This is a genomic window from Hydrogenophaga sp. RWCD_12 (genome assembly GCF_046604225.1).
GTDB lineage: Bacteria > Pseudomonadota > Gammaproteobacteria > Burkholderiales > Burkholderiaceae_C > Hydrogenophaga.
This window is the reverse complement of sequence record NZ_JBKIXC010000001.1, coordinates 1312772-1335152: the sequence shown is the minus strand read 5'-3', so window position 1 is coordinate 1335152 and position 22381 is coordinate 1312772. Positions and strand designations below refer to the sequence as shown.

The following is a 22381-nucleotide window of genomic DNA, read 5'->3' as shown; positions in this document are numbered from 1 at the left end:
CCCTGCAGGGGGTGTAAACCGCCCTATATTCGCGGTGAGATGCGCATTGAAGCACGAGGTCTAGGCGCCCGTTGTTCAAGGGACACCGATTCGACAGAAAGTACTTTGGACAGTTCCCTTAGAGCGTTCATGCATTCCTTGGCCTGCGCTTTGTGCGCCTCGCTATATTCACTCGAAGGAATATCTTCGAGTGTCTGATCCCAAGGGCTTACTTTCATAGCTTGACCAAGGTCCTCGGCCATCCGTTCGACTACTCCGAGCAAGATCCGCAGCCGTTGTTGGCGGTGGTTGCGCCAGCCCGTGCTCATTTGACCAGGCCGCGGATCGTAGAAACGCTCCCGCAGCTGTTGTGCGGCCAAGAGTCCGGCAGCGCTGAGGTTCACGATGTCGTCGTCCAGCATGTCAAGGTTCAGGCCACCCTCGTTAGCTAGCTGGCTGATCTGCACGATGCGATCACGGTAGCCGGGGTACGGGAACTGAATTTCGTCGCGCCAGTTTTGCATCGTGTCTATGATGCTGAAAACAAACTGAATCAGCCCGACAAAAGCGCTTCCATCGGCGGGTGGACGCCAATAGCGGAGCCGACCTCCGCTATTTCTTTTGGGCAGGTACACCCTCCCGGGTTGTTTGCCGGGTGGCTGCCTTAGGTCTACACGGTGATCAGGGTGCTCAGCTTTGAGATTGATCGCGAAGGTCGGATGGCCCGGCAGTGGCGAGTCGAAGAAGTGCAGAGGCATGTTGCTTGCGATGCCTCCGTCAGAGAACCAAACTCGTTTGGCACGCAGCCGTTGCGGCCCCCCCTGCTCATCCTCGCTTTGATTGAACTTACGGCTGAAGTCCACCGCATAAAGAGGTACAGCCGACAGCAGAGCCGGGAAACTGAGGCTCATCCGGACCGCTACCACGAGCGGCAGATTTGCATTGCTGGGCAGACGCTTGAGTGGGGTACCCGGGCCCTTCTCGTTGGGCCCGTCTGTCTCGTCGTAAACGACGGACTCCATGTACTCTCCCTTCGTACGCACTGCAGCTTCGGCTTCAGAGACACCGTCCAGCCAATCAACCACCCTTTTCGGAAAAAGCTGCGCCCATTCCCTAGGGTCGTAGTACAGACCCTGGTCGCCGCGGAAGGGAATGGCATAGCACATCTGTTGACTGATGGCGGAGGTCATCACCTCGAGGTTGATGCGTCTTTCTTTTGCCTTCAAGTCGGCGAAGCGACCATTCTCGAAAGTTGCCCCCCAGAGGTCGCCCAAGAGTAGGGGGCGCTTTTCTCTGTGGCCTGCCAAATCTTCGAAGTATTCGCTCAGCCAGTCGGTAAGACCAGGCGATGAAGCGCCATCGTTTGCAGTGCGCCCACTACACAGCCCATAACCGTTCCCATGCATCCCTGCTACCAGCGTGGTGCTGAAGAGGAGGCCAGACAGCGCCAATACTAGGCCGATAGTCAGCGGTGCAGCGATACCGCCAGCGAGCACAGCCCACCATAGAACCAGGCCAGTGGCACCGCTGCCAAAAGCGAGCAGAATTACTGCGCTGGCCAGCAGACCAGCCCCCCACCACAGTAGTAGTTTTCTCCATGGGGAGACTTTTATCGCTTCGAGCCGCAGGAGCCCATACCTTGCCCAAAGGCACCATAGCAGTAGCACTGCCAGCGATACGCTCGAAGCTGCAGTGAGTGAGAGTGCCGGCGCCGCCACCAACACTACCGGTGTGAAAAGCACAAAAGCCAGCAACAGGCCGAGCAGCGCAATGCTCCAGAACTGGCGCACGATTTCAAGTGCGGCATTCCCAGCCGCCGACAAAGGGCTGGCGTTGAGCATGCTTGTCAATACTGTGAAGTGCTTGCGAACTGCATCAGCTGGTTGAAACAGGTGGAACAGCATTGAGTGGCCGTCTCCGCCCCGCTTCTTCAAGTGCTCAGGCAGCTTCATCAGTTCGGCGAAAGAGTCGGTGCGCTGACCGGTCAGTCGGCCATGCTCAGCCGCCGCACAGCCTGCCGCAGCGATCGCGCCCGCCGAGGTTCCACCGATGTTTTTAAACCGGTAGGTCTTTGCCAGTTCAGCGATCAACTGCGGGTAGATCACACCGCTGGTGATACCACCTTTCATGACCAAGTCGCAAAGCGGTTTGTCGCTATCGGTTGGGTTCGAATCAGTCATTGAGTTCTCCTGGCCAGACCAAGCACATGTGACTGCTCGTGGAGTTGGCACGCTCTTGGAAAGCTTAGATGGGCTGAAAGCCTAGCCTTTACTGCTGATTGCTCGAGGATTCAAGGACCCCTCGGGACCTGTGAAAGCCCCAATGACGCGGTCCATAAATGCAAAGACCAATTCGATACCGTAGCCAGCGACAAATGCAAGCGCCCAAACTGGGAGGGCTTTGAAGGAGTTGCCCCCAACGGTTTCGGGTGTAAGAAGCCAAGTCGAAGCTAGTCCTGCGAGTGCGCCCAGTCCGACTCGAACGATATGGTTAAATGATGAGCCTCTCGCGAATGCCCTTTCGGTTATCTCCCTGCTCATTCGCCGAAGAATATATGCATGGGCTCCGAGAAATCCCAGCAGCAAAGGAAGGTAAACGTCATTCAGTCTGGAAATCACAGTACGAGCTACCTCTACGTTGACCGCGTCACTATCGGAGGGACGAGACTCTTGTGTCGCAGTACCATCAATCGATGGGGCAGGGAAAGCGGCGGTGGATTGCTGTTGGTGCATTTCGACACACAGGACAAAATTGAAGATCGCATGCTTGCTGCGGCACGGCTGACTTGCCCAGAATCCAATCCTTTGGGGCATGCCTTGCAGCTGGGTGGCAACGACCTGCCTTTCCTCAACACTCGCTTTGTGCTTGTCGGTGGAACGGTCTAAATTGGCTTTGGCCGTCTTCAAGTCATGCACATCCGCAGCACTAGCATTTGGTAGGTTTGAGCGCTGCTGTGCTGCAGCAAATGCGGAAGTCTTCTCTGCTAGGTCGAGGCGTGCAACCGTCTCGTTCGCTTTGAGACGCGATTCCTCCTTTTGCAGTTCTCGGTAGCTTTGCAATGTGGAAACCCCACCGTAGTAGTACGCCAAGCACAGCCCGGTACTTGCCAAAACCAGCAGGAGTATGGAAACGTTGAGAAAACGGCCTAGAGTCCATTTCGGGAGATTTCCCCTGCGGAATCCGTTCAAGATCTCGCCGAATGAGGGAAGCCGCGTCGTTGAAGCTTCTAAAGTTTCTGCCGTGATGGGCGCTAAGGTCGTGGTCAGTTTCTCGTAGGCTTTGAGGAAGTCCTGTTCCTGTTTGATTGTTATCGATCTTGAATCAATGGCTGAGGCTGCATCTGTGAGCGCAATACGGATGTCGTCTGAGATTGGTTTTGCGTTCTCAGCGGCAAAATCCATCAGGGTGAGTGAATTTGAAACCATAGGCCTTAGCCGATCAATTCGTCTGGCTATTGCTCTAATTTCTGCTGCGGTCACCCCCAGCGTCCTGCTGACAACCTCTATTGCGCTCAGGAATTCCCCGCATTTTTGGGGATCTCCACGCAGAGCGCTCGCGTCGATAGTGAACAGAAGATCGCGTTCTTTGTGCGGCAAGGGGATGTTGTGCGATGCAGCGCGAGCGACTAATAGGAAACCATCCTGAATTGGGCCAGCGAAGTCCTGCATTCTTTGCCTCCTTGATGCCAGACCTTTCCACTACAACTTTTCTGAGCGGGACGGGCTCCAAACTACCCGCGCCCTACCAGCTGCAGCGCTTAGCAAGTCTGTTCTGGTAATGCGATATTGTCAACATCTGTCACTTGTGCTACCGTTTCTTCAATTGAAAGTAGCATAGGCTGCAGTGCCTCGTGTCTAGCTCTGCACAGGGAGAGATTGTGCCCAACAGGCTGGTTCTGTCGAATGTCGGTTGCCGAATCCGACGCAGTTCTCTCAAGCCTTCGGCAGTCCTTGCCGGCGTGGGCTTTTACGCACCATGCTGCTAAATTCAGCGCATCCCAGTCCGAATCGGATGAAGGAGGGCGTCGCGCCAAGCTTTCAAGCGCCCCAAGGGCGGGACAACGCTGATTCAAATGGACCGACGACGCGGCGGACAACAGAAGGCGGTTCCTCCGGTCCGGCGGTTCCCAAGGTTTCTCGGCCAAGTGGCGGCGGATCCATTCGTAGCATGGGTGAGCGGGTGGAAGCTAATCCGGCGAACGGCACCTGCAGGATCGAACTTCCCTTGCAGGTGCCTGAAGGTCGGGCCAATCTCGGGACCAACCTGACACTCTCCTACAGTTCCGGCGGCGGCGATGGTCCGTTCGGACTGGGCTGGTCGCTATCGGTGCCGCAGGTCACGCGGCGCACCGACCGGGGTGTCCCCACCTACGGATTGGGCGACCATCCCGACACCTTTCAGCTCTCGGGAGAAGACGATCTGGTCCCTTGGGAGGAGTCCCAAGCCGACGGAACGACTGTCGCCCATGTCGCGACTTACGAGGGGTGGACCATCCGCAGGTATCGCCCGCGGAACGAGCAATTCTCCGCCCGGATCGAGCACTGGTTGGACCAGAGCACTGAACGCGACCCCGGGCATTGGCGAGTCACGACCCGCGAGAACGTCACTTACCTCTATGGCTTCGATGCGGACGCGCGGATTGCCGATCCCGACGACCCTCGCCGGGTGTTCTCGTGGCTGCTGCAGGAGGTTCGTGACGACCGTGGCAACGCGGCCATCTATCGCTACAAGGCGGAAGACGGTTCCGGTGTCGACCCGAAGTTGGTGAGCGAACTGCAGCGTTGGCGCGAAGGGCGCTACACGGCAACGGCACAGCGTTACCTGAAGCGCGTGCTCTACGCAAACCTCAAGCCCGAGGACGTTGATCAAGGCAACCACTTCAAGCCGAAAGCTTGGGCCGTTTCCGAACCCCGATCGAAGCAATGGTGCTACGAATTGGTGTTCGACTACGGTGAACATGACGAAGCCGATCCATCGCCGCTGGAGCAGTCCGTCTGGGAACTGCGCGCAGAAGGCCTGTCCGCATACAAGAGCGGCTTCGAGATCCGCACGCTCCGCCGATGTCGGCGCGTGCTGGTCTTTCACCGCTTGCCGGGCAAGGCCGCCGGTGCGGATGCGCACGCGACCGAAGGCCAGTTCGAGTGCGTACGCGAACATCGCTTCCAATTCAGCGCCGCCGATCCGACGGTTGATGGGGGCTTGGGCTTCCTGGAGAGTGTCGACGTCCTGGGCATCGGACGAAGTGTTGATGGGAAGACCTACCGCGAACCCGGCAGCGCCTTGCCGCCCGTGCGCTTCGAATACAGCCGCATCCGTGAGCCGGCTCTGCACCCAAGCGGCGAGGTCACTGGCCCGCTGCCCCGAGGCGCAGATTCCGGTTGGGCACGATGGATTGATCTGAACGGAGAAGGCTTGCCGGGCTTGCTGTGGGAGGGGGCGGCGGCTTGGCACTACCGTGCCAATCTGAGCGGTGGTGAGCCCGCAGCTTCGGCGCTCGCTGACCAGTCCGAATTGGCGCAGGTCGAACTGGCGCCTCCTGTCCAGTTGCCCAACGTCCCACAAGTCTCCAGAGCGGGGCCCGGCAGCTACCTGCTTTCTGACGTGGATGCCGACGGTCGCCTCGACCTAGTCGCAACCGGCGACAGGGACATTGGGTTCTGGGCTCGCGAAGGTGGCGCCAATAGTTGGGGAGACTTCCATGCCTTCCGGCAGGTGCCCCTGAATGTTCGCGACGCCCCCCGTGCCCGCTGGGTGGACCTGACTGGTGACGGCCTGCCTGACCTCCTCATCACGCGCACAGACGAACTCCTCTGGCTGCATTCACTGGGCTCTGAGGGCTATAAGGCCGCCGTGCGCCGGTTGGATGTGCCTCGTGAACCTTTCGGGGGACCGCCCGCCGTCTTCGCCGATGGCACCGAGACCCTCTTCATCGCCGACATGTCCGGCGACGGGCTCCCGGACCTGGTTCGCATTCGCAACGGTGGCGTGGTCTATTGGCCCAGTCTGGGCCACGGTCGATTTGGCTTGCCCGTGGTGATGGCTGACGGCCCGCTGCTGGATCAAGCCCAACAATTCGACCCCAAGCGCATTCGCCTTGCCGACATTGACGGGTCAGGCACCACCGATCTCCTGTACCTGCAAGCCGACCGCGTGGATGTCTATTCCAACGTGGCCGGCAACCGATGGCTTCGCAAGCCACCCCTCAGACTGTTGCCGCAGTGGTCGCCCAACGCATCCGTGGAGGTCATCGACCTGCTGGGTAATGGCACGTCCTGCGTGGTGTGGTCTGGCCCATCGTCGGGCGGCAGGGCCGAGAGCCTGAGAGTTCTGGATCTCACTGGTGGCGTCAAGCCACACCTGCTGGTGGCCATGGAGAACGGCCATGGCGGACGCACCGAGATCCAATACACCACGTCGGCCCGTGAGTACCTGCGTGACAAGCTCAGCGGCAAGCCTTGGCACACGAGGGTTCCCTTTCCCGTTCAGGTGGTTGGCCGCATCACCCGTACCGACATCCACGCTGAAACGCAACACACCACAAGCTACCAATATCACCATGGCCACTACGACGGACGCGAGCGAGAGTTCCGAGGCTTCGCATTCGTCGAGGAGTGGAACACTGAAGTAGCCGGCGCGTCTGCATCGGCGAAGCCGCAGGACGAGCAGCCCCCACGCCTGACCAGGCGGTGGTTCCACACCGGTGCTTGGCTTCAAGATGACCTGGCTCGGCGCCTGGCCGCAGACTATTGGGCCGATGACCCCCAGAGCCGCAAGCTCACCCTCGACCCTGACGCCTTGCGCCTGACCGACACCCCGCCGCTAGAGGGCATCGGGGCTCTGGACCAGATCGACGCCGTACGCGCACTGGCCGGCAGGCCCTTGCGCGAAGAGGTCTATGGGCTCGATGGCAGCGCGGAGGAGTGCGTGCCCTTCGTCATCCGCGAGTTCAGCCACGGCTTGCGGGTTCTGCAGCCGCGCAAGGGCAAGCAGGCGGCGGTGGTGCAGGCGCTGGAAGACCAGCAACTGGATTGCGTGATCGAGCGCGTCGCGCCGAGCCTGCTGGCCAAGCCAGAGGATCCCATCCCCCCGCAGCAACCGCGCATTCAGCACACCTTTGCCCTGGCCCATGATGGGTTGGGCTTCGTGGTCCGGCGTGCCGTGGTGGCCTATGGGCATCTCGCGCGCAAGCAGTCGGCACAAGGGCGGACCTGGGTCACCGTCGAAGACCGGCAGTTCCACCACTTCACCGACTTGCCCAACCAGTTCCGCACCGGAACGCCAACGTCTGAGCAGCGCCAAGCCGCATGGGCTCCACAGGCATGGAGCGGTGCGCTGTGGAGCGCTGACAAGCTACGAACGGCCCTTGCGAACACCGAGCGAACGAGCCCCGGTACCGCGCCGCCCAGCACGGGGATCAACCAGCTGCAACTGATCGAGGCACGCTACTTCGAGTACTGGTCCGACTCGGCGGGGGAGGACAAGCCGGCTCCATTGGGTACCGCCGCTGCAACGGCGCTGCTGCGCCGCGAACTTCGGCTGGCGTTCACCTTCGACATGCTGTCTGCCACGTTGGGCACCCAGCGGCTGACTGGCATCGACCTGGCTCAGGAAGGCGGCTACATCGGCAGTCACAGCCTGCAGCCGAAGGATCCCCCGCCTTCGCTACCCACGGAAGCATGGTGGGCTCCGTCGCCGGCTGTGACTTACAACCGAGCCCGGTTCAGGCTGGTGAAGGAGCAGCAGGACCCGTTCGGAAACACCACCCTTTTCGCGTTCGACGAACACGCCCTGCATCTGGCGAAAGTAACCGACCCCTACGCCAACAGCACCGTTGTTGAAACCGACTACCGGGCACTGGCCCCCCGCCTGATCACCGACGCCAACCTCAACCGCACCGCCTTCCGCTTCGATGCCAATGCTCGCCTGGTGGCGATGGCCTTGCTGGCAGGGGACGGCAGCAAGGAAGGCGATAGTGAAGATTCCCCGACGGCGGAGTTCAGCTACCAGCTCCGCAACCCCGGCCAGCCGATGATGGCGCGGTCACGCGAACGCGAGCAGCACCGTGCGGCCGATACGCGCTGGCGCGACACCATCACATACACCGATGGCTCCGGGCGCGAGATCTTGCGCAAGATGCGCGCCGAACCGGGCCCGGTGCCGGTGCGCGACAAGGATGGCGCCCTGGTCCTTGACGGGCAAGGCCGCCCCACTGAAGCCTTCGCGCAGGAGCGCTGGGTCGGCAGCGGGCGGGTGGTCTACAACGACAGGAGCAACCCGGTTCGCCAGTACGAACCTTACTTCGCCAATAGCGGCGTCTTCGAGCCGGATGCCGCGGTTCGCCAGTGGGGCGTGAGCCCCGTGATGTCCTATGACGCCATGGACCGCCAGGTGCGCACCCTCCAGCCTGACGGCAGTCAGCAACAGGTGGCGTATCTCACCTGGAGCCAGGAGCTCTGGGACGAAGGCGACCTGGTCACGCTCTCGGGTTGGAAGCCCCAAGACACTCAGGCGCTGTCGAGCCCAGACGATGCCAAGCGACTCAAGCGCTGCGCAGACCTGTCCAAGCCCTACGCTGCCACGCCCGAATTGCGCTTGCTGGACGCCCTGGGCCGCGTTTGCGAGGTGAGCGAGAGCGACAGCCGCAACGCTCCCCGCATCGCGCGGCAGGCACTGGATGCACTGGGCAATGTGCTGGCCATACAGGACGCGGATGACCGCTACCTCAGCACCACGCGCTTCGATCTGCTGAAGCGCCCGCTTCATGACACCTCCGCGGCAGCAGGAGACACCCTGGTGCTGCATGCCTGCGACGGCACCGTGCTGCGCCGATGGACGGCGCGGGGCCATCGCATGCGCCACCTGTATGACAGGCTGCGGCGCCAAACCCACCTCTTCGTGCTCGACCCCGCCGGTGACCCACCCGACGCCACTGGCCCACCACCCGAACCCCCACCAGGCACCGAAGCGCCAGACGAGCCCGGAGGCTTCTTCGACTTCTTGTCAGGCATGGTTTCTGCCGACGATGTAGACGACGATGGCCCGGCCCCGCGTCGACAGGGCGAACGGCTGGTCCACCGTGTCTTTCATGGTGAGTCGGTCAGCGACCCAAAGACTGCACGCAAGCTCAATTTGATGGGCAAGGTGCGCCGCGAGTTCGACGGCGCCGGGCTGCAGACCTTCAGCTACGACTTCAAGGGCAACCGCATCGAGACCGCACGTCGGCTCAGGCGCGCCTACCGCTGGCAGCCCGACTGGAAGCCGCTGGCCAGCGAGACACTGGATGCCGACAGCGCCCCCAACCAGGTGCTGGGCGAGCTGGAAAGCACCACCTACCGCATCGCGCAGACCTACGACGCCCTGGCCCGTGTGGTTGAGGAGCGTCACCCAGACGGCACCGAACTCCGCCCCCAGTATGGCGACGGCGGCCTGCTCGACGCCATCAGCGCCCGGCCGCTCGGCCGGGGCGGCTGGCAACCCGTGTTGCTGAATATCGACTACAACGCCCGTGGCCAGCGCATGCAAGTGGCCTGGGGCAACGGCGTGCACACCCGCTATGCGTATGACCCGCTGCGCTTTCGCCTGCGCGAGCTGAAGAGCTGGCGCAAGCAGGGTAACGAGGGCCGGCCGCTGCAGCACCACCGCTACTTCCACGACGTGGCCGGCAACATCGTCGAGATCACCGACGAGTCCGACCCCACGCACTTCTACAAGGGCCACGCCGAACCCGGCGGCCAGCGCTTCGAGTACGACGCGCTCTACCAGCTCACCCGCGCCGAGGGGCGTGAGCTGCCATCGCTGCCGCCGGACGCGAGCGACCCCCTGGGCAGCCGCCTGCCGCACCGGGCAGACCTGCAGGCGCTGGCCCGCTACACCGAAGACTTCAACTATGACCGCGAAGGCAACCTGACGGCGCTGCGGCATGAGTGGAAGGGCGCGCGCCCGGCAGTCTGGACCCGGGCTCACAGCCACGAGGCGGGCAGCAACCGCTTGTCCCGCAGCATGGCCTCGGGTTCGCCGGCGGTGAACTACGCTTATGACGCTGGCGGCAACCTGATGGCCATGCCCCACTTACCGCAGATGCGCTGGGATGCTGAAGGCCGGCTTGCATCCGTGGACCGATCTGCCGGTGCGCGGGTGTGGATGAGCTACGACGCCCAGGGGCAGCGTGTGCGCAAGGTGCACCGCCACGGCCAGCGGGTGGAAGAGCGCGTCTACCTGGGCTCCTACGAGATCTATCGCCGCCGCCGTGCGGGCTCGGCCATCGTCCGGGTGGAGCGCAGCACCTCGCACCTGATGGACGGCTCGCAGCGCGTCGCGATGCTGGAGACCTTGACGCGGGACGACGGCGATGCGGTCGGCAGCCCGACACCGCGCTGGCGATACCAGCTCAACGACCATCTCGGCTCAGGCTGTATCGAACTGGACGAGACGGCGAAGCTGATCTCGTTCGAGGAGTTTCATGCCTTTGGCACCACGGCGGTCGCGGCCCAAGGAGTGGGAGAGGTTTCAGCGCGGAGGTATCGCTACTCAGGACTGGAGCGAGATGAAGAGACTGGCTTGCGATTACACAAATCGCGCTTCTACGCGGCGTGGCTGCTTCGTTGGATAAGTGCTGATTCCGCAGGCTTCATAGATGGATGCAATACCTATCGATATGCCAGGAATTCACCAACTGGGAGAGTCGATCTGAGTGGGAAGAGCAGCAGGTCGACTTATGACCTGAACTTGAGCGTCGAGCATCTCCCGACATCGAACGTTTGCACGCCGGACAATCCTTTGGGGCTATCGGCCAATAGTGGCCCGCAATTGTCCGCTGGCGTCGACGACGAACAAAAGAGGATTGAGCTTGCGACGTATTCCTTTGTCAGTCAGTCGCCTTCTGCGGCTCTTTCGTATCTCGTTGCGAGAGAGTTTACGGATGACCCAAAGAAACTAATGTTTGCAGCTGGCGCAGGTCAGTTTGCAGGCGCAATAGGTGGGGCTTTCGGCGCGAGGTTGGCGCAGAGCCCGGGCGCCGATTTTCGAAGCCTCTACCCTAATCGCGTGATGGACCAGTGGCAGCCAAACCGTGGAGGCGACTTTGGCGGGAGGAGTCTAGAAACGCTAACGCCGGGTTTGCGAATAAATCGGTATATGAACACCAATGTGGGAACCTTCAAGGATCTCTCCCAAGGATACCGGCGATCGGAGTATTTCTCACCGGAAGGCACGCCGTTCTCGTCCCGATCACTTCCGGAAAATCGGTCGAGTGGGCCGATGCGTGGATTTGAGGTGGTAAAGCCATTTGAGGTATGGAAATCGGTGTCGGCACCCGCTTATGGGCAGGCCGGGTTTGGTATTCAGTATCAGACACCGCTGCCACTTGAAAAGCTATTGCGTGGGGGATGGCTGAAGCCGATAAAGGACGGTGCACCTCCTGAACCTGTGGGGCATTGAGGTCCGCGCTAGGGGTGAATTGACATCACTGAACGACAGCCAAGAATGGACGTTTTCCGATTCGTACCGCAACTGTTCTTTGACCTGCTCGCCCGAGTCGTACCTGGCGTCGTGCTGCTAGTCATCGCCGCTGCTCTACACACTAATGGTGGCTGGGAGGACTTGCTCAATGTTGCCGCGGGCGGCCAGCTCAAGTCGGAGAACGCCTTCGCCTTCGCCTTCTTCATTCCGCTGGGCGTGGGCTTCGTGCTAGGCCATCTGATCGCCCCTATCGGCAAGACCCTGGGCGGCTGGGTGCGGCATCCGGGCTTCAAGGCGCCCTGGCGCGAGTACGACTGGCTGCGCATGCACCGCCCCGACGCCGGTGCGCTGGTCGCCAAGATCCGCGCCGAGTACACGATGCACTACTCGCTGGCCGCCGCCTTCGCCATCGGGCTGGTGGCCGGCATCGCCATGCATGCCCTGGGCACCACGGGCGCACCGCCCCTGTGGGGCCTCGTCGCCCTGGCCGCGCTGACCGCACTGTCGCTCTGGCGCGGGCGCGACACCGAGAAGACCTTTGCCGACAGCGCCCGGCAGTTCTATGCCGTGGCGCAGGAGGAGTTGCCGGTGTTGCCGCCGGTGATTCCTTCGGCTGATGGTTGAGAGCTGAGACCAGGCAGGCCAGCAGCGCACAAGTCATTGAAACAGCACATATCCAGCATCGGAGGAACAGTATGTCGAACGCGACGATCACGTGGAACTGGGCGAACCTCTTGTCGGCCGTCACGGATGACGTTGCTGATGACAAGCCTGCCCCCGCTGCTCGCCAGTTTTGGTTCCCCGTGCTGGAGCAGGCCATCAAGGCGTTTGCTGCAAGCGCGGGTGCCACCCACAAGGACTTGTTTGAACGCGCGCTCTTGAGGGTAGAGGCTGAAGCGCTGCGCCTCGGCTTTAATCAGATCGCCCAGGCGTCTCTGCCTTGGCGAGACCCGTTGACCGCCCGAAAGCCCGAGGAATGGCACGACTCGCTGCCAGTAGGACTTCTTGTTTTGGTGCACGAGACGTTGGAAACCGTCCCGGGAATCCTGAGTGCTAGGCCCGAAGATCTTGTAAAGGCCTGGTCGGACCTATGGGCCCTGCTGAATGGCGCCGCCGAATACGCCAACAACTCCGACGAGAACTGGAAGGAAGGCCAGGCCTTGGCTGCGGTGCGTATTCGGGCAACCGATGCCGCAGAGGATCGTTGTTACTCGTGGGCCACCGTGGAGTGGGACTCGACAGCCGGCGCCGCCGCGAAGCGCGGAATGTTCTTGCTACCCGCTGTGGCTTGGAAACAGGATGGACAGCCCATAGCAAGCCTCTTTGTACCGCGACTTCTCCAGCGCCTTGTGCCAGAACGTGCGACAGCTGGTGTGTGGGTGCCTGATCCACGCACTCTGATTGCATTGCATCCACCAGCAGCCATCGACTTCACGAACGAGACGAGCCGAAACGTCGAGCTTGAGGTCCCCAAGCTCGAAGTGGACGAACTGACACGGTCGGCCCAACTGCTAAGCAGCTACCGGTTTCGCTCAGGATCAGCGGACGACATTTGGGAGGCAAACAGCCTTTGGAATGCGGCATTGGAGTTGGACCCTCCCGCAAGCGACCCTAATCCCGACGATTCTCAGTGGCGGGACCGGCAAGCCGCCTTCAATGAGCGACTCAAGATGCTGTTCAGCAGCGGCATTGGTGGAATTGCGGCGGCGGACCGCGAGCTCATCCTCGCCGCGATATGGAGTCGGCGACTCAGGGCCATCGCCTCCAATGGGCTCTCTTACGCGGGCGATGGCAAGATTGAGGCTATTGGCAAGGTCGAGGGCCTCGGTCCCTCTTTGATATCCACCCACAAGCCTCCGGCAGACGACCTGGCCGCGAGTGCCAGTCCGGCCCCGCTTGTGCTTCACGATCAGCCCTTGGCTGCGGCACTTTACCTTGCGGTACGGATGGGCAGCGCTGCCTCTGGCGCTTCGGCGCGTTCACTCGACATCTCCATCGGCGATGTCGGCAGCGGCGTTGCAGACTTCTGGGCGCGACCTCAGCAGGTGTATGTCGAAGTGGCCAAGACGGTCAAAGGCGAGCTTCGCAGTGACGAGGCTGACAGCCCCGAAATCGTCGCTGAAGCCAGTCGTTGGCTTCACTCGGCAAGGTCTTTCGGCTTCAGGCGCGGTCGACCAATGGTAGGCATCGATGTGTTCACGCTGATCGATGGTGCAACGAGGGGCAAACTGGTGGCAGGGGCCTCACCGGGCAAGGAGATTGCCGAGTGGGATGTTTCTGATTCCAAAGTCGTTGACCGGCTCAAGAGCGAACCGACGGTCTTTGCGCTGTTGAGCGCCCTGAAAAAAGTCTACGGCAATCCCAGGCCGGGGGGGCTGCCGGCTTTCGTTGCCGATTTGGTGTCGGCCGGTTTGAAGGCGTCCTCCGGGGCAGCAGTCGCGGGTTCAGATTCTCCCGATGCGGTAGAGCCATCCGTGCCCGAAAAAGACAAAGCCCGACTCGAGCGGCTCCTGCGTGGTTTTGACGACATTGATCGTCTGGTCTGTCATCTGGTGTCTCGCGCAAAGGCCAACAAGGAAAGTCTGACTGGTTCGCGCGATATAGTTCGCATGGGCCGGGGCCGCTTCATCGAGAGTTACAGAGATGACGCCAGAGGCTTCACTCCGGCCGTCCTGTCACGCGTGTATAGCAGGGCTTGGAGCAAGACCAATGCGCGAGCGCAGTTCATCGCCGCAACCCGTTCCTCCCAGCTGCCTGCGCCGTGCAAACCGTCAGACGAAACATCCAGCGGTGCAACGCAAAAGCCCGCCGACTGCGGATGCGAGGTGAAGTCAAGTGATACGGATACGCCCCAACAGCCTGAAGGCGATTTTCCCGACTTGGCACATCTGTTCGGCGTGACCGATGTGCCGGTATGCCACTGGGGTGATTCGGTTCACGGACCTGCAGCCTATCTCGCCGATGTTTTGGAGTTTCTTCGGCACAGACGGCTCGTTCCATCAGACTCGAAAAATCGGAATTCGATAAGCGCGCTGGACTTGCTGATGGATCGGCGCGGCGATCTAGCGGAGATCGACCTTAACGACAAGAACGCGACTGTCGAGCTGCCTTTCATCGATCTGGTGAACGAAGTCCTTGAGCGGCAGGTAGTCAACAAGATCGCATTCAAAGTTGACGTCAATCTCTCGAATTGGGAGCCAAAGGACAACCAGCCACTCGAGGAATCGGCTTTTTCGACACTCGAGGAATCACTGAAGAGCTGGGGAGTCCAGTTGCAAGCCCCCGTCTTGATATCGGCAGTTGTCGATGGGCGCGTAAACGCACATTGCAGGCATGAGCGCTGGATGCTTCGTGATCGCATCGGGTTGGCGCTAGAAGCGTCATGCTTGATCGTGGGGAGTACCATAAATCCTTGGGTTATACGGCTGCTGCCGCAAACCGTGCTCACCTCGGCAGAACTTTCAGCCGAGCCTCAGTTTGTGGAGCGCAGGGCCTACGACAAACTGGCGAAGAAATCTGTCGCCGGTAGTTATGCGTTGCCTTGGTCGCTCGGAGAGACCCAGGTCCGCCAGTGGCTTGAGCTGATTGGAGTCACTTCGCTGGAAGTCTTGACCATCGCCCCTCCGGGGGGCGCTAGGCTGATCGGCCCGCACGGCGTGCCAACTGCTGTGTCGCGGCTGGGATTATCCCAAGCCGAAGGTTCTGGGCTGGTCTTCATGCCGCAGGTAGCCGATTGCCTGTTGGGGCCTAACCGCCCGATGGAGTTGACGCTGTCGGAGTTCTTGCAGCGTTCGCAGGCGACCTTCGAAGACGTCCGCGCCATGCAACAGACCCACTTCATTGGCCGAAAGCTTGGGTTCCAACTGGTGCCTGTGAAAGGTGACGAGTGCAGTGCGGACTCGACCGCGGTCAAGGTCCGGTGGAGTGACAAGGGAGGTGCTTCTCAGACCAGCAAATTCCTTCGACTTCGCAAAGCATTGGAATGGACGATTGCTGATCTGGATCTGGCACTGGCTTCGCCCAGCATTGGTGATGGGAAGCTGGACGAACGCGCTACCGTGCGGTTGGCTCAATTCCTGGAGTTTCGGGATCGCTTGGGCTTGGGCACTCATGAAGCGTTGCTGGTCTTTACCAGACTCAGGACTACAGCCCTTGGCGAAGCAGCCTTTGGTGAGTGGGCTTCGGTCTTCCTGGACACCCGCGTCAACTGTGCGGACCCCTTTGCCGACGAGGACGGACTGGATGTGCTCAGAGACTTGGCGCGACCAGGCAACAAACAACTCACGCTCCGCCAGCGCCTAAGTCACGCGAGTGACGAGAGGCGCAAGATTCTGGAACTCAAGGTTCTCCGGATGCTGGGCGCTTCGCTGAGGGTGGCGCAGGCGGACATTGAAGGACTCGTTGAGGCGCGATTCGGCGAAGGCTCTCGCTGGCTGGATCTGAACAGCGAGAGCCTTGGGCAACTCTACGGGGCCGTGGTATTGCTCCGTGGCATTGGAGTCGACACCAAAGGCCTTCGGGCGTTGGCACTCATGGTGGGGGGCAAGCCCTTCGAAGACCCTGGCGAGGCGCTTGAGTTGCTCGACTTCCAAAAGACGGTCGAAGCGGCAACTCTGAGCGTTAGGGATCTGGAGGGATGTCTGCAAGCTTCCGTTGTTTTTCCCCCAGCGGCCGACGCGAAGGGACAGGTCATCAGTCCTTTGACCGTGATGAAGTCGGTTCTTGCGCTTCACACTGGCCTGCGGCAGATGGAGCAACAAGGATCTCCTGCGCTGCTGGCGCTCGGGGAACCTGGTGCGACCAGTGTGCCGGAGAATTGGTGGAGGGGCTATCTCGGGCTTGAAAATGGATGGAACGGAACATGGTCTGATCAGTTGAGCTTGCTGACCGAACCTGTCAGGCGCCTGCTCCCCAGGATCAAGCTGGCAGCAGGTGGCCTGCGGCAAGACGGCGTGAAGGCCTTCGGTCTGGGTAGGGCCTGCTTCTCGACTACCTCGCTGCTGGCAGAAGCCTTAGACGGGATCGAGAGCTTGCTCACCGAGCTCCCCCCCGAGAATCCTGTAGCTACCGAAGGAAAGAACGAGCTGCTGAGGCCGGATGTTGCCCGGTGGATTGTCAAGCTATTCGCACCGACGCTGCAGTGGATCGGGCTGCCCGAGCGCGATATTCAAACTCGCCTGCAACCATGGCTGCTGGCCGAAGCAGAAGCATCGGTTGGCGACGGCCAGCGACAGCAGGACACAGCGACACCTGAGCGGAATGTCACTGCCTTGCTCGCTAGCTACCTGCTGTGCCAGCCAGTAGATCGCTTCAAGCTTCTACAAGATCGGCAGGCTGTGCTGTCTGCTGCGCTTTCACAGGCGCTTTCGACAGAAGAGCCTCAAGCTTGGGCTCTATTGAGCGCAACGCCGGCAGCAGCCTCGGTTACCCGGAGTGCTGCCACTTGGTGGCTTGAGCTCGACCTGGCATCGCTGAGTAAGGCTTGGCAGGGACCTTCCGAACTGAGCCTAGAGGCACTGGGCGATGACGCGAAGCTGAAGACTGCGTTTGCGCAGATCGACGCGATCCATCGCTTCTCGCGAGTGACGTCGGCGTGGGATCTAGATTCTTCAGTGATGCGCTGGCTCTTTGATCATGCCGATAACGATCATGCCAATCCGCCATGCGAAGGCTTGCAGGTACTGGCTCCCGGCGACTTGTTCGCAGAGGCGAAGGTAACGCTTGCACAGCTGACCAAGCGGTGGCAACGCCTGGCATCGTGGGCGGCGGCGTTCAAGGGCACTCCTGATGTGGAGCAACCGGCTGCGGCAAGCGGGCGGATATCGCTGCGAAAGGATGTCCTTGAGCCCATACTGCGCTCCGCCGGACTGACCGAACCTGACGCAGAGAGCTGGTCGCGCCTCTGTAGAGCATTGGACAGACTGCTGGGCTTGGCTGCAGGCAGTGCTGCAGAGCTGCTCCATCAGCCTGGCAACAGTAGCCTGTTGCTCAAGCCAAGCACATTGGCCTGGTTGAAAGAAGTGAGCGACTTGCTTGCGAGGACAAGCGTTTCAATTGATGAGCTCCGCCGTGTGGTAAGCGCGCTGCAACAGCGTGATGAGGGTGACTTGCGGACGGCCAGTGGCAGACTAAGAGCAGGGCTTCGCAAGCGCTTTAGCGACGATGCGTGGCTGATCAATGTTCGCAAGGGCCAGGACAGGCTGCGCGAACAGAAGCGCGATGCACTGGTCGCACTCTTGCTCAGCGATGAGAAGCGACCCTGGGCGGATAACTCGGGTCCAACTTCGGCCGACCGCTTGTATGAGTACCTGTTACTCGACACGCAGATGTCGGCTTGCATGACCACGTCGCGAATTGTTCAGGCCCATGCCGTTGTGCAACAGTTTGCGCAACGCTGCACCATGGGTCTGGAAGCCGGTTGGCAAATCCCGGCAAACGAGCTGGTCGACTGGAAGCAGTGGAAGTGGATGCAGTCCTACAGGGTGTGGGAGGCATGCCGAAAGATCTTTCTCTACCCAGAGAACTGGATGGAGCCTGAAGTCAGAGACGACAAGTCTCGATTCTTTGAAGAGCTGGAGAGCGACCTCAACCAGGGGGAACTTACCAACGAAAACGCCGAGCTGGCCTTCACCCGATACCTCCACAAGCTTCACGATGTGGCGCGGCTCGACGTGGTGGCAACCTACTACGAGTTCGACGCCAACGAGCCAGTCATGCATGTTCTGGCCCGCACACCTTCGGAGCCCTACAGCTACTACTACCGGCAGTGGGTGGATGAACGTCACTGGACGCCCTGGGATCTGGTGGACCTGGAGATCGACAGCCAGCATGTCGTTCTGTTCAGGCGAGGAGGGCGGCTCAATCTGGGGTGGATGACTGCAAAGCACGAGCAGGACAGGCCTGAAATTCCGAGCAAGTTTGAGGCAAAGAAGGGCGATGGCGACGCCTACACGGTCACTGGCATCGAGGAGCCCAGGGTTCAATGGAAGCTCCAGCTCACGACAAGCCAGAAGGTCAAAGAAGGCTGGCAGCCGAAGCGCACGAGTCCGGGACAACTGGACTGGCCGCAGCAACCGGTGGCCATGTCACAGCTGGCGATCGACAACAACCCTGACAGACTTCAACTCACCTTCCAGGACTATGGAGTTCCTGAGATTCTGGTGACGGCGTCAGAGCCGCATCGAGAGGAAAGCACTGCGCAGCGGCGCGTTGTCGGCTCGTTCTCGCTTCAGAGCTGCTTGGGCGTTGCGCAAGCAGAACGCATCGGCAGCAGCGAGTTCTCTGTCTACCCCATCGTGGAGAAGACGAGCCCCGATGGCGCCCGCCAGATTGAGCTGAAAACCCATACTGCTAGCGAGTTGACTTTGCTGGAGGGGACTGGAAGCGCAGCTGCAAGCGCGCATCCTTCCATTCTTGTTGATCCGACCGCTGGTGTAGACCCGACACCGGGCCGATTTACGGTGACCCCGGCCACACAGGCCAGCCTGCTTGATGCGGCGATGGCAGTCGCACGAGCTGCCCTCGTGCCCCCGTCAGCCGGCGGTATCTTCACAACGGGGCTCGGCTTGCCATTCTTTTACTCGGATGATGCCGTTGACATCGTCGTGAGGGTGAATTTCTCAACTACCGGCAGTGATCAAATCAACGCGCGCCAATTTTCAAGGAGCTTGGCGGCCCTGCGTGATGCACTTCTAACAGAGGAAGTTCAGAAGCAAGTCTGGAAGGTCCATGACGACTCTGCGCAGTGGGCGCGGGACGTGCTCTCCGCACTGACCAAGGCCGCGCCGCTCGTTAGCGCTGCCTCCATTGCCGACTTGCTCGATTCTGTTTCTCGCTACGACTCAAAGGCTGATGGCGCGCTGCCCCCATTCGAACTGGCAGCAAGAACACATCACCCCATGGCGTGCGAACTGGTGAGCCGCGCGGAATCGCGGGGGATTGCGTCGGTGTTCAACGGAAAGCTGCAGCAAACCAGGCGCGAGGAGGTCTACCGGGGTCGGTCTCAAACCAGACTCAGCGATTCTGCGATAAACCATTTTGGTTGCTATGCCCTGGCCTATGACGACACATTCGATGCTTACGCGGGGTACAACTGGGAGGTCTTCTTCCACGCACCGTTCATGATTGCACTCAAGTTCGCCAGCGAAGCGAAGTTTGAAGACGCGATGCGCTGGTTTCACTACATCTTCGATCCAATAGGGGTGGACGAAGGAGCGAGCGCCGACGAAGGGGTTGTCCGCCGTCAGTTCTGGAAGCTGAGACCGTTTCGCAGAGGGATGGAGGACAGCCACAAAGGACATGCGATCGAGGTGCTGCTGGATCCGCGGAGGTGGGGCAAGGAAGTCAAGAGCGCCGCTCTGCAAGACTTGGTGGACTCGATCATGGCTTGGCGACGCAAGCCCAATCTGCCCTTTCAAGTTGCAAGGGGCCGTTGGAGCGCATTCCAGAAAGCCGTCGTCTACCGCTACATCGACACGCTGATCGCTTGGGGCGACGCGCGATTCCGATCCGATACACGAGAGGACATCACCGCCGCGTCTCAGCTGTATGTTCTAGCAGCACGCCTGTTGGGCCGAAGGCCGCGAACCGACATCTCCATGTGCGACAGGGGATCAACAAGTGGCAGCGGGGCGAGAAGCTATCTGCAGCTGCGGGAAGTGATCGACCAAAGGGATGATAAGCTGAGCGCATATCTTGATAGCCTGCTTGGCGAAGTCAGCGAGATCACCCACTGCGAGGAGAACGAGGAACCAGACTCCCCGCACTTGAACTTCTACAACGAGTACTTCTGTATTCCCCAGAACGAGAAGCTCTTCGAACTGTGGGACAGGGTGGCGGACAGGCTCTACAAGGTTCGCAACTGCCTGAACATCGATGGCGTGTTTCGGATTCCCTCGCTGTTTGCGCCGCCCATCGACCCTGCACTTCTGGCGCGTGCAGGGGCAGCAGGTCTGTCGTTCGACCAGATCATGGCCGGCTTGAACCAGCCGAGGTCCCACTATCGGTTTGCGGTGATGCTTCAGAAGGCCAATGAAGTCGCGGCCGAATTGAGGACCTTGGGCTCGGAGTTGCTTCAAGCGCTAGAGAAGCGCGACGCCGAGGAGCTATCGCTGCTGCGATCGCGGTTGGATCTGCAGGCAATCCGCCTGAACAAGGACATCCGGGACGAGCAGATCAAGGAAGCGAAGACGCAGCTCGAGGCGATTGCTGCGCAGATCGCCAATGTGCAGGCTCGCCAAACCTGGTACTTGGAGCGGATAGCAAAGGGGACATCGCCCAAGGAGTTGGAGTCGATTGCGGGGATTCGCAGCGGACTGATGGTCAGGACGCGGGTGGCGGCCATGAAGTCAACAGCTGCGTTGGCAACCCTGATACCAACGTTCACGATCGGTGCAAACGGTGCGTTTGGCTCACCGCACTTCGCAATCAGGATAAGTGGTCAGGACATTGCCTTTGCCCAAAACTTCTTTGCGGACAAGCTGGCAGTTGAGGGCGACAAAGACCAGACGGCAGCGGGCATCACAGCGACATTGGCGAGCTACGAACGGCGATTGGAGGATTGGCAGCTCCAGCGAGACATGGCGTCTGGTGAGTTGCTCAGCCTTGAAAAGCAACGAACGGCCGCCGAGATCCGGCTGAGCATCGCCTTGACCGAGAAGCGTAACCTCGAACGATCCATTGAAAGCGCTGAGGCGACTGACACCTTTCTGAAGTCGAAGTTCACCAACAGCGGCTTGTACGACTGGATGGCACGGCAAGTCTCGGCGGTCTACTACAAGACTTACCAATTGGCCTCCGACTATGCGAGGGCTGCTGAGGATTGCCTGAACCGCGAGCTTCCGATGTCTCAGTCGGGCGTTAAGGTGGTGCGGGCGGACCACTGGAATGGTCTGCGCAAGGGATTGCTCGCTGCAACCGGCCTCATTCACGATCTCAAGCGACTCGAAGCTGAGCACCTGAAGCGGAATGGCCGAGTGCCGGAGTTGACCAAGCATGTATCGCTGGCAGTTCTTGACCCTTGGCAGTTGATCGAACTACGGGCCACAGGTAAATGCAGGTTCAAGATTCCCGAGGTGCTGTTCGAGATGGACCACGCCGGACAGGTGGCTCGTCGCATCAAGTCTGTGGCACTCTCTGTGCCTTGCGTGACTGGTCCGTACGCTGGCATCTCCTGCAAGCTGAGCTTGTTGAGCAGTTCCATCAAGAGAGCAGGGAAAACGGAGCCAGAGAAAGTGCTTGCTCCCGCCGAAGCTGTATTCACCAGCTCGGGCAGCAACGACTCGGGTCAGTGGGAGCCTAGCCTTCGCGACGATCGGTATCTGCCGTTCGAAGGCGCGGGGGCCGTCGACAGCGAGTGGGAACTGAGGTTGCCCGCTGCAGTTCGCCAGTTCGACTACGCGACCATCAGCGACCTGGTGCTTCACATTCGCTACACGTCTGAGCCAGGCACAAACGTAGATGATGCCGAAGACGAGCTCAGGAAGAAGTTGCAGAAAGCCACCGAATCGGCGGGGCCACTGTGGGCCTACACCAGCCTCCGTAACGATCTATCGGAACAGTTCGCACTTCTTGCACGCGATCAATCAAGGCGTTCGATTCGCTTGAAGTTGCCGAAGGAAATCGCACGCTGGATGGGGCAGCCTGTAGTACCTACTGGGAAGATCAAGGTGGCGGTTATCGGGGACGCCACGGGCGGCGTCTCGGTCAGACTTGCTACGTTTGTGTCTTCCTGCAAGCAAGACGAAGTCACCAAGACGACGTGGAGTGCTGATTTGGACTTGGATCCACCCAAACTATTGCTCGATCAGAGTGGCTTCGACCTAGAGATTGATGGTGTCAGTCAATTGAGGGATGTCGTTCTCTGCTTTTCTGCGGCACTGAAGCAATGATTGGGGCACAGCTCTTGTTTTTGCTGTGCGTTTCAGTTTTGTCTTGATTTCGTTGG

Annotated in this window: 5 protein-coding genes; 3 read left to right on the top strand and 2 right to left on the bottom strand. The window is 60.4% G+C overall.

Features of this window, described 5'->3' with window-relative positions; genetic code table 11:
• Nucleotides 1-23: 23 nt before the first annotated feature.
• Together ACLIJ1_RS06155 and ACLIJ1_RS06150 are read right to left on the bottom strand one after the other, a co-directional pair.
• A complete protein-coding gene (locus ACLIJ1_RS06155; RefSeq protein WP_411364587.1) occupies nt 24-2159 on the bottom strand; it encodes a hypothetical protein in 2136 nt (711 codons plus the stop codon).
• A gap of 81 nt (nt 2160-2240) precedes the next feature.
• On the bottom strand, nt 2241-3647 hold the full coding sequence (locus ACLIJ1_RS06150) for a hypothetical protein (RefSeq protein WP_411364586.1): 1407 nt from the start codon (nt 3645-3647) through the stop codon (nt 2241-2243).
• A gap of 499 nt (nt 3648-4146) precedes the next feature.
• Here ACLIJ1_RS06150 and ACLIJ1_RS06145 point away from each other — a divergent pair, with 499 nt between their 5' ends.
• The 3 genes from ACLIJ1_RS06145 (at nt 4147) to ACLIJ1_RS06135 (ending at nt 22325) form a co-directional block, all read left to right on the top strand.
• On the top strand, nt 4147-11415 hold the full coding sequence (locus ACLIJ1_RS06145; RefSeq protein ID WP_411364585.1) for a SpvB/TcaC N-terminal domain-containing protein: 7269 nt from the start codon (nt 4147-4149) through the stop codon (nt 11413-11415).
• Between the two features lie 45 nt (nt 11416-11460).
• Nucleotides 11461-12060 carry a hypothetical protein gene (locus ACLIJ1_RS06140; RefSeq protein WP_411364584.1) on the top strand — a complete coding sequence of 200 codons (600 nt, stop codon included), beginning with the start codon at nt 11461-11463 and terminating at the stop codon, nt 12058-12060.
• Between the two features lie 71 nt (nt 12061-12131).
• Complete coding sequence (locus tag ACLIJ1_RS06135; protein ID WP_411364583.1) at nt 12132-22325, top strand: neuraminidase-like domain-containing protein; 10194 nt, start codon at nt 12132-12134, stop codon at nt 22323-22325.
• The last annotated feature ends 56 nt before the right edge of the window (nt 22326-22381 follow it).

Coding starts and splice junctions, on each gene's coding strand:
- ACLIJ1_RS06155 (WP_411364587.1), bottom strand. CDS start 2,159: ATGACTGATTCGAACCCAACCGATAGCGACAAACCGCTTTGCGACTTG.
- ACLIJ1_RS06150 (WP_411364586.1), bottom strand. CDS start 3,647: ATGCAGGACTTCGCTGGCCCAATTCAGGATGGTTTCCTATTAGTCGCT.
- ACLIJ1_RS06145 (WP_411364585.1), top strand. CDS start 4,147: ATGGGTGAGCGGGTGGAAGCTAATCCGGCGAACGGCACCTGCAGGATC.
- ACLIJ1_RS06140 (WP_411364584.1), top strand. CDS start 11,461: ATGGACGTTTTCCGATTCGTACCGCAACTGTTCTTTGACCTGCTCGCC.
- ACLIJ1_RS06135 (WP_411364583.1), top strand. CDS start 12,132: ATGTCGAACGCGACGATCACGTGGAACTGGGCGAACCTCTTGTCGGCC.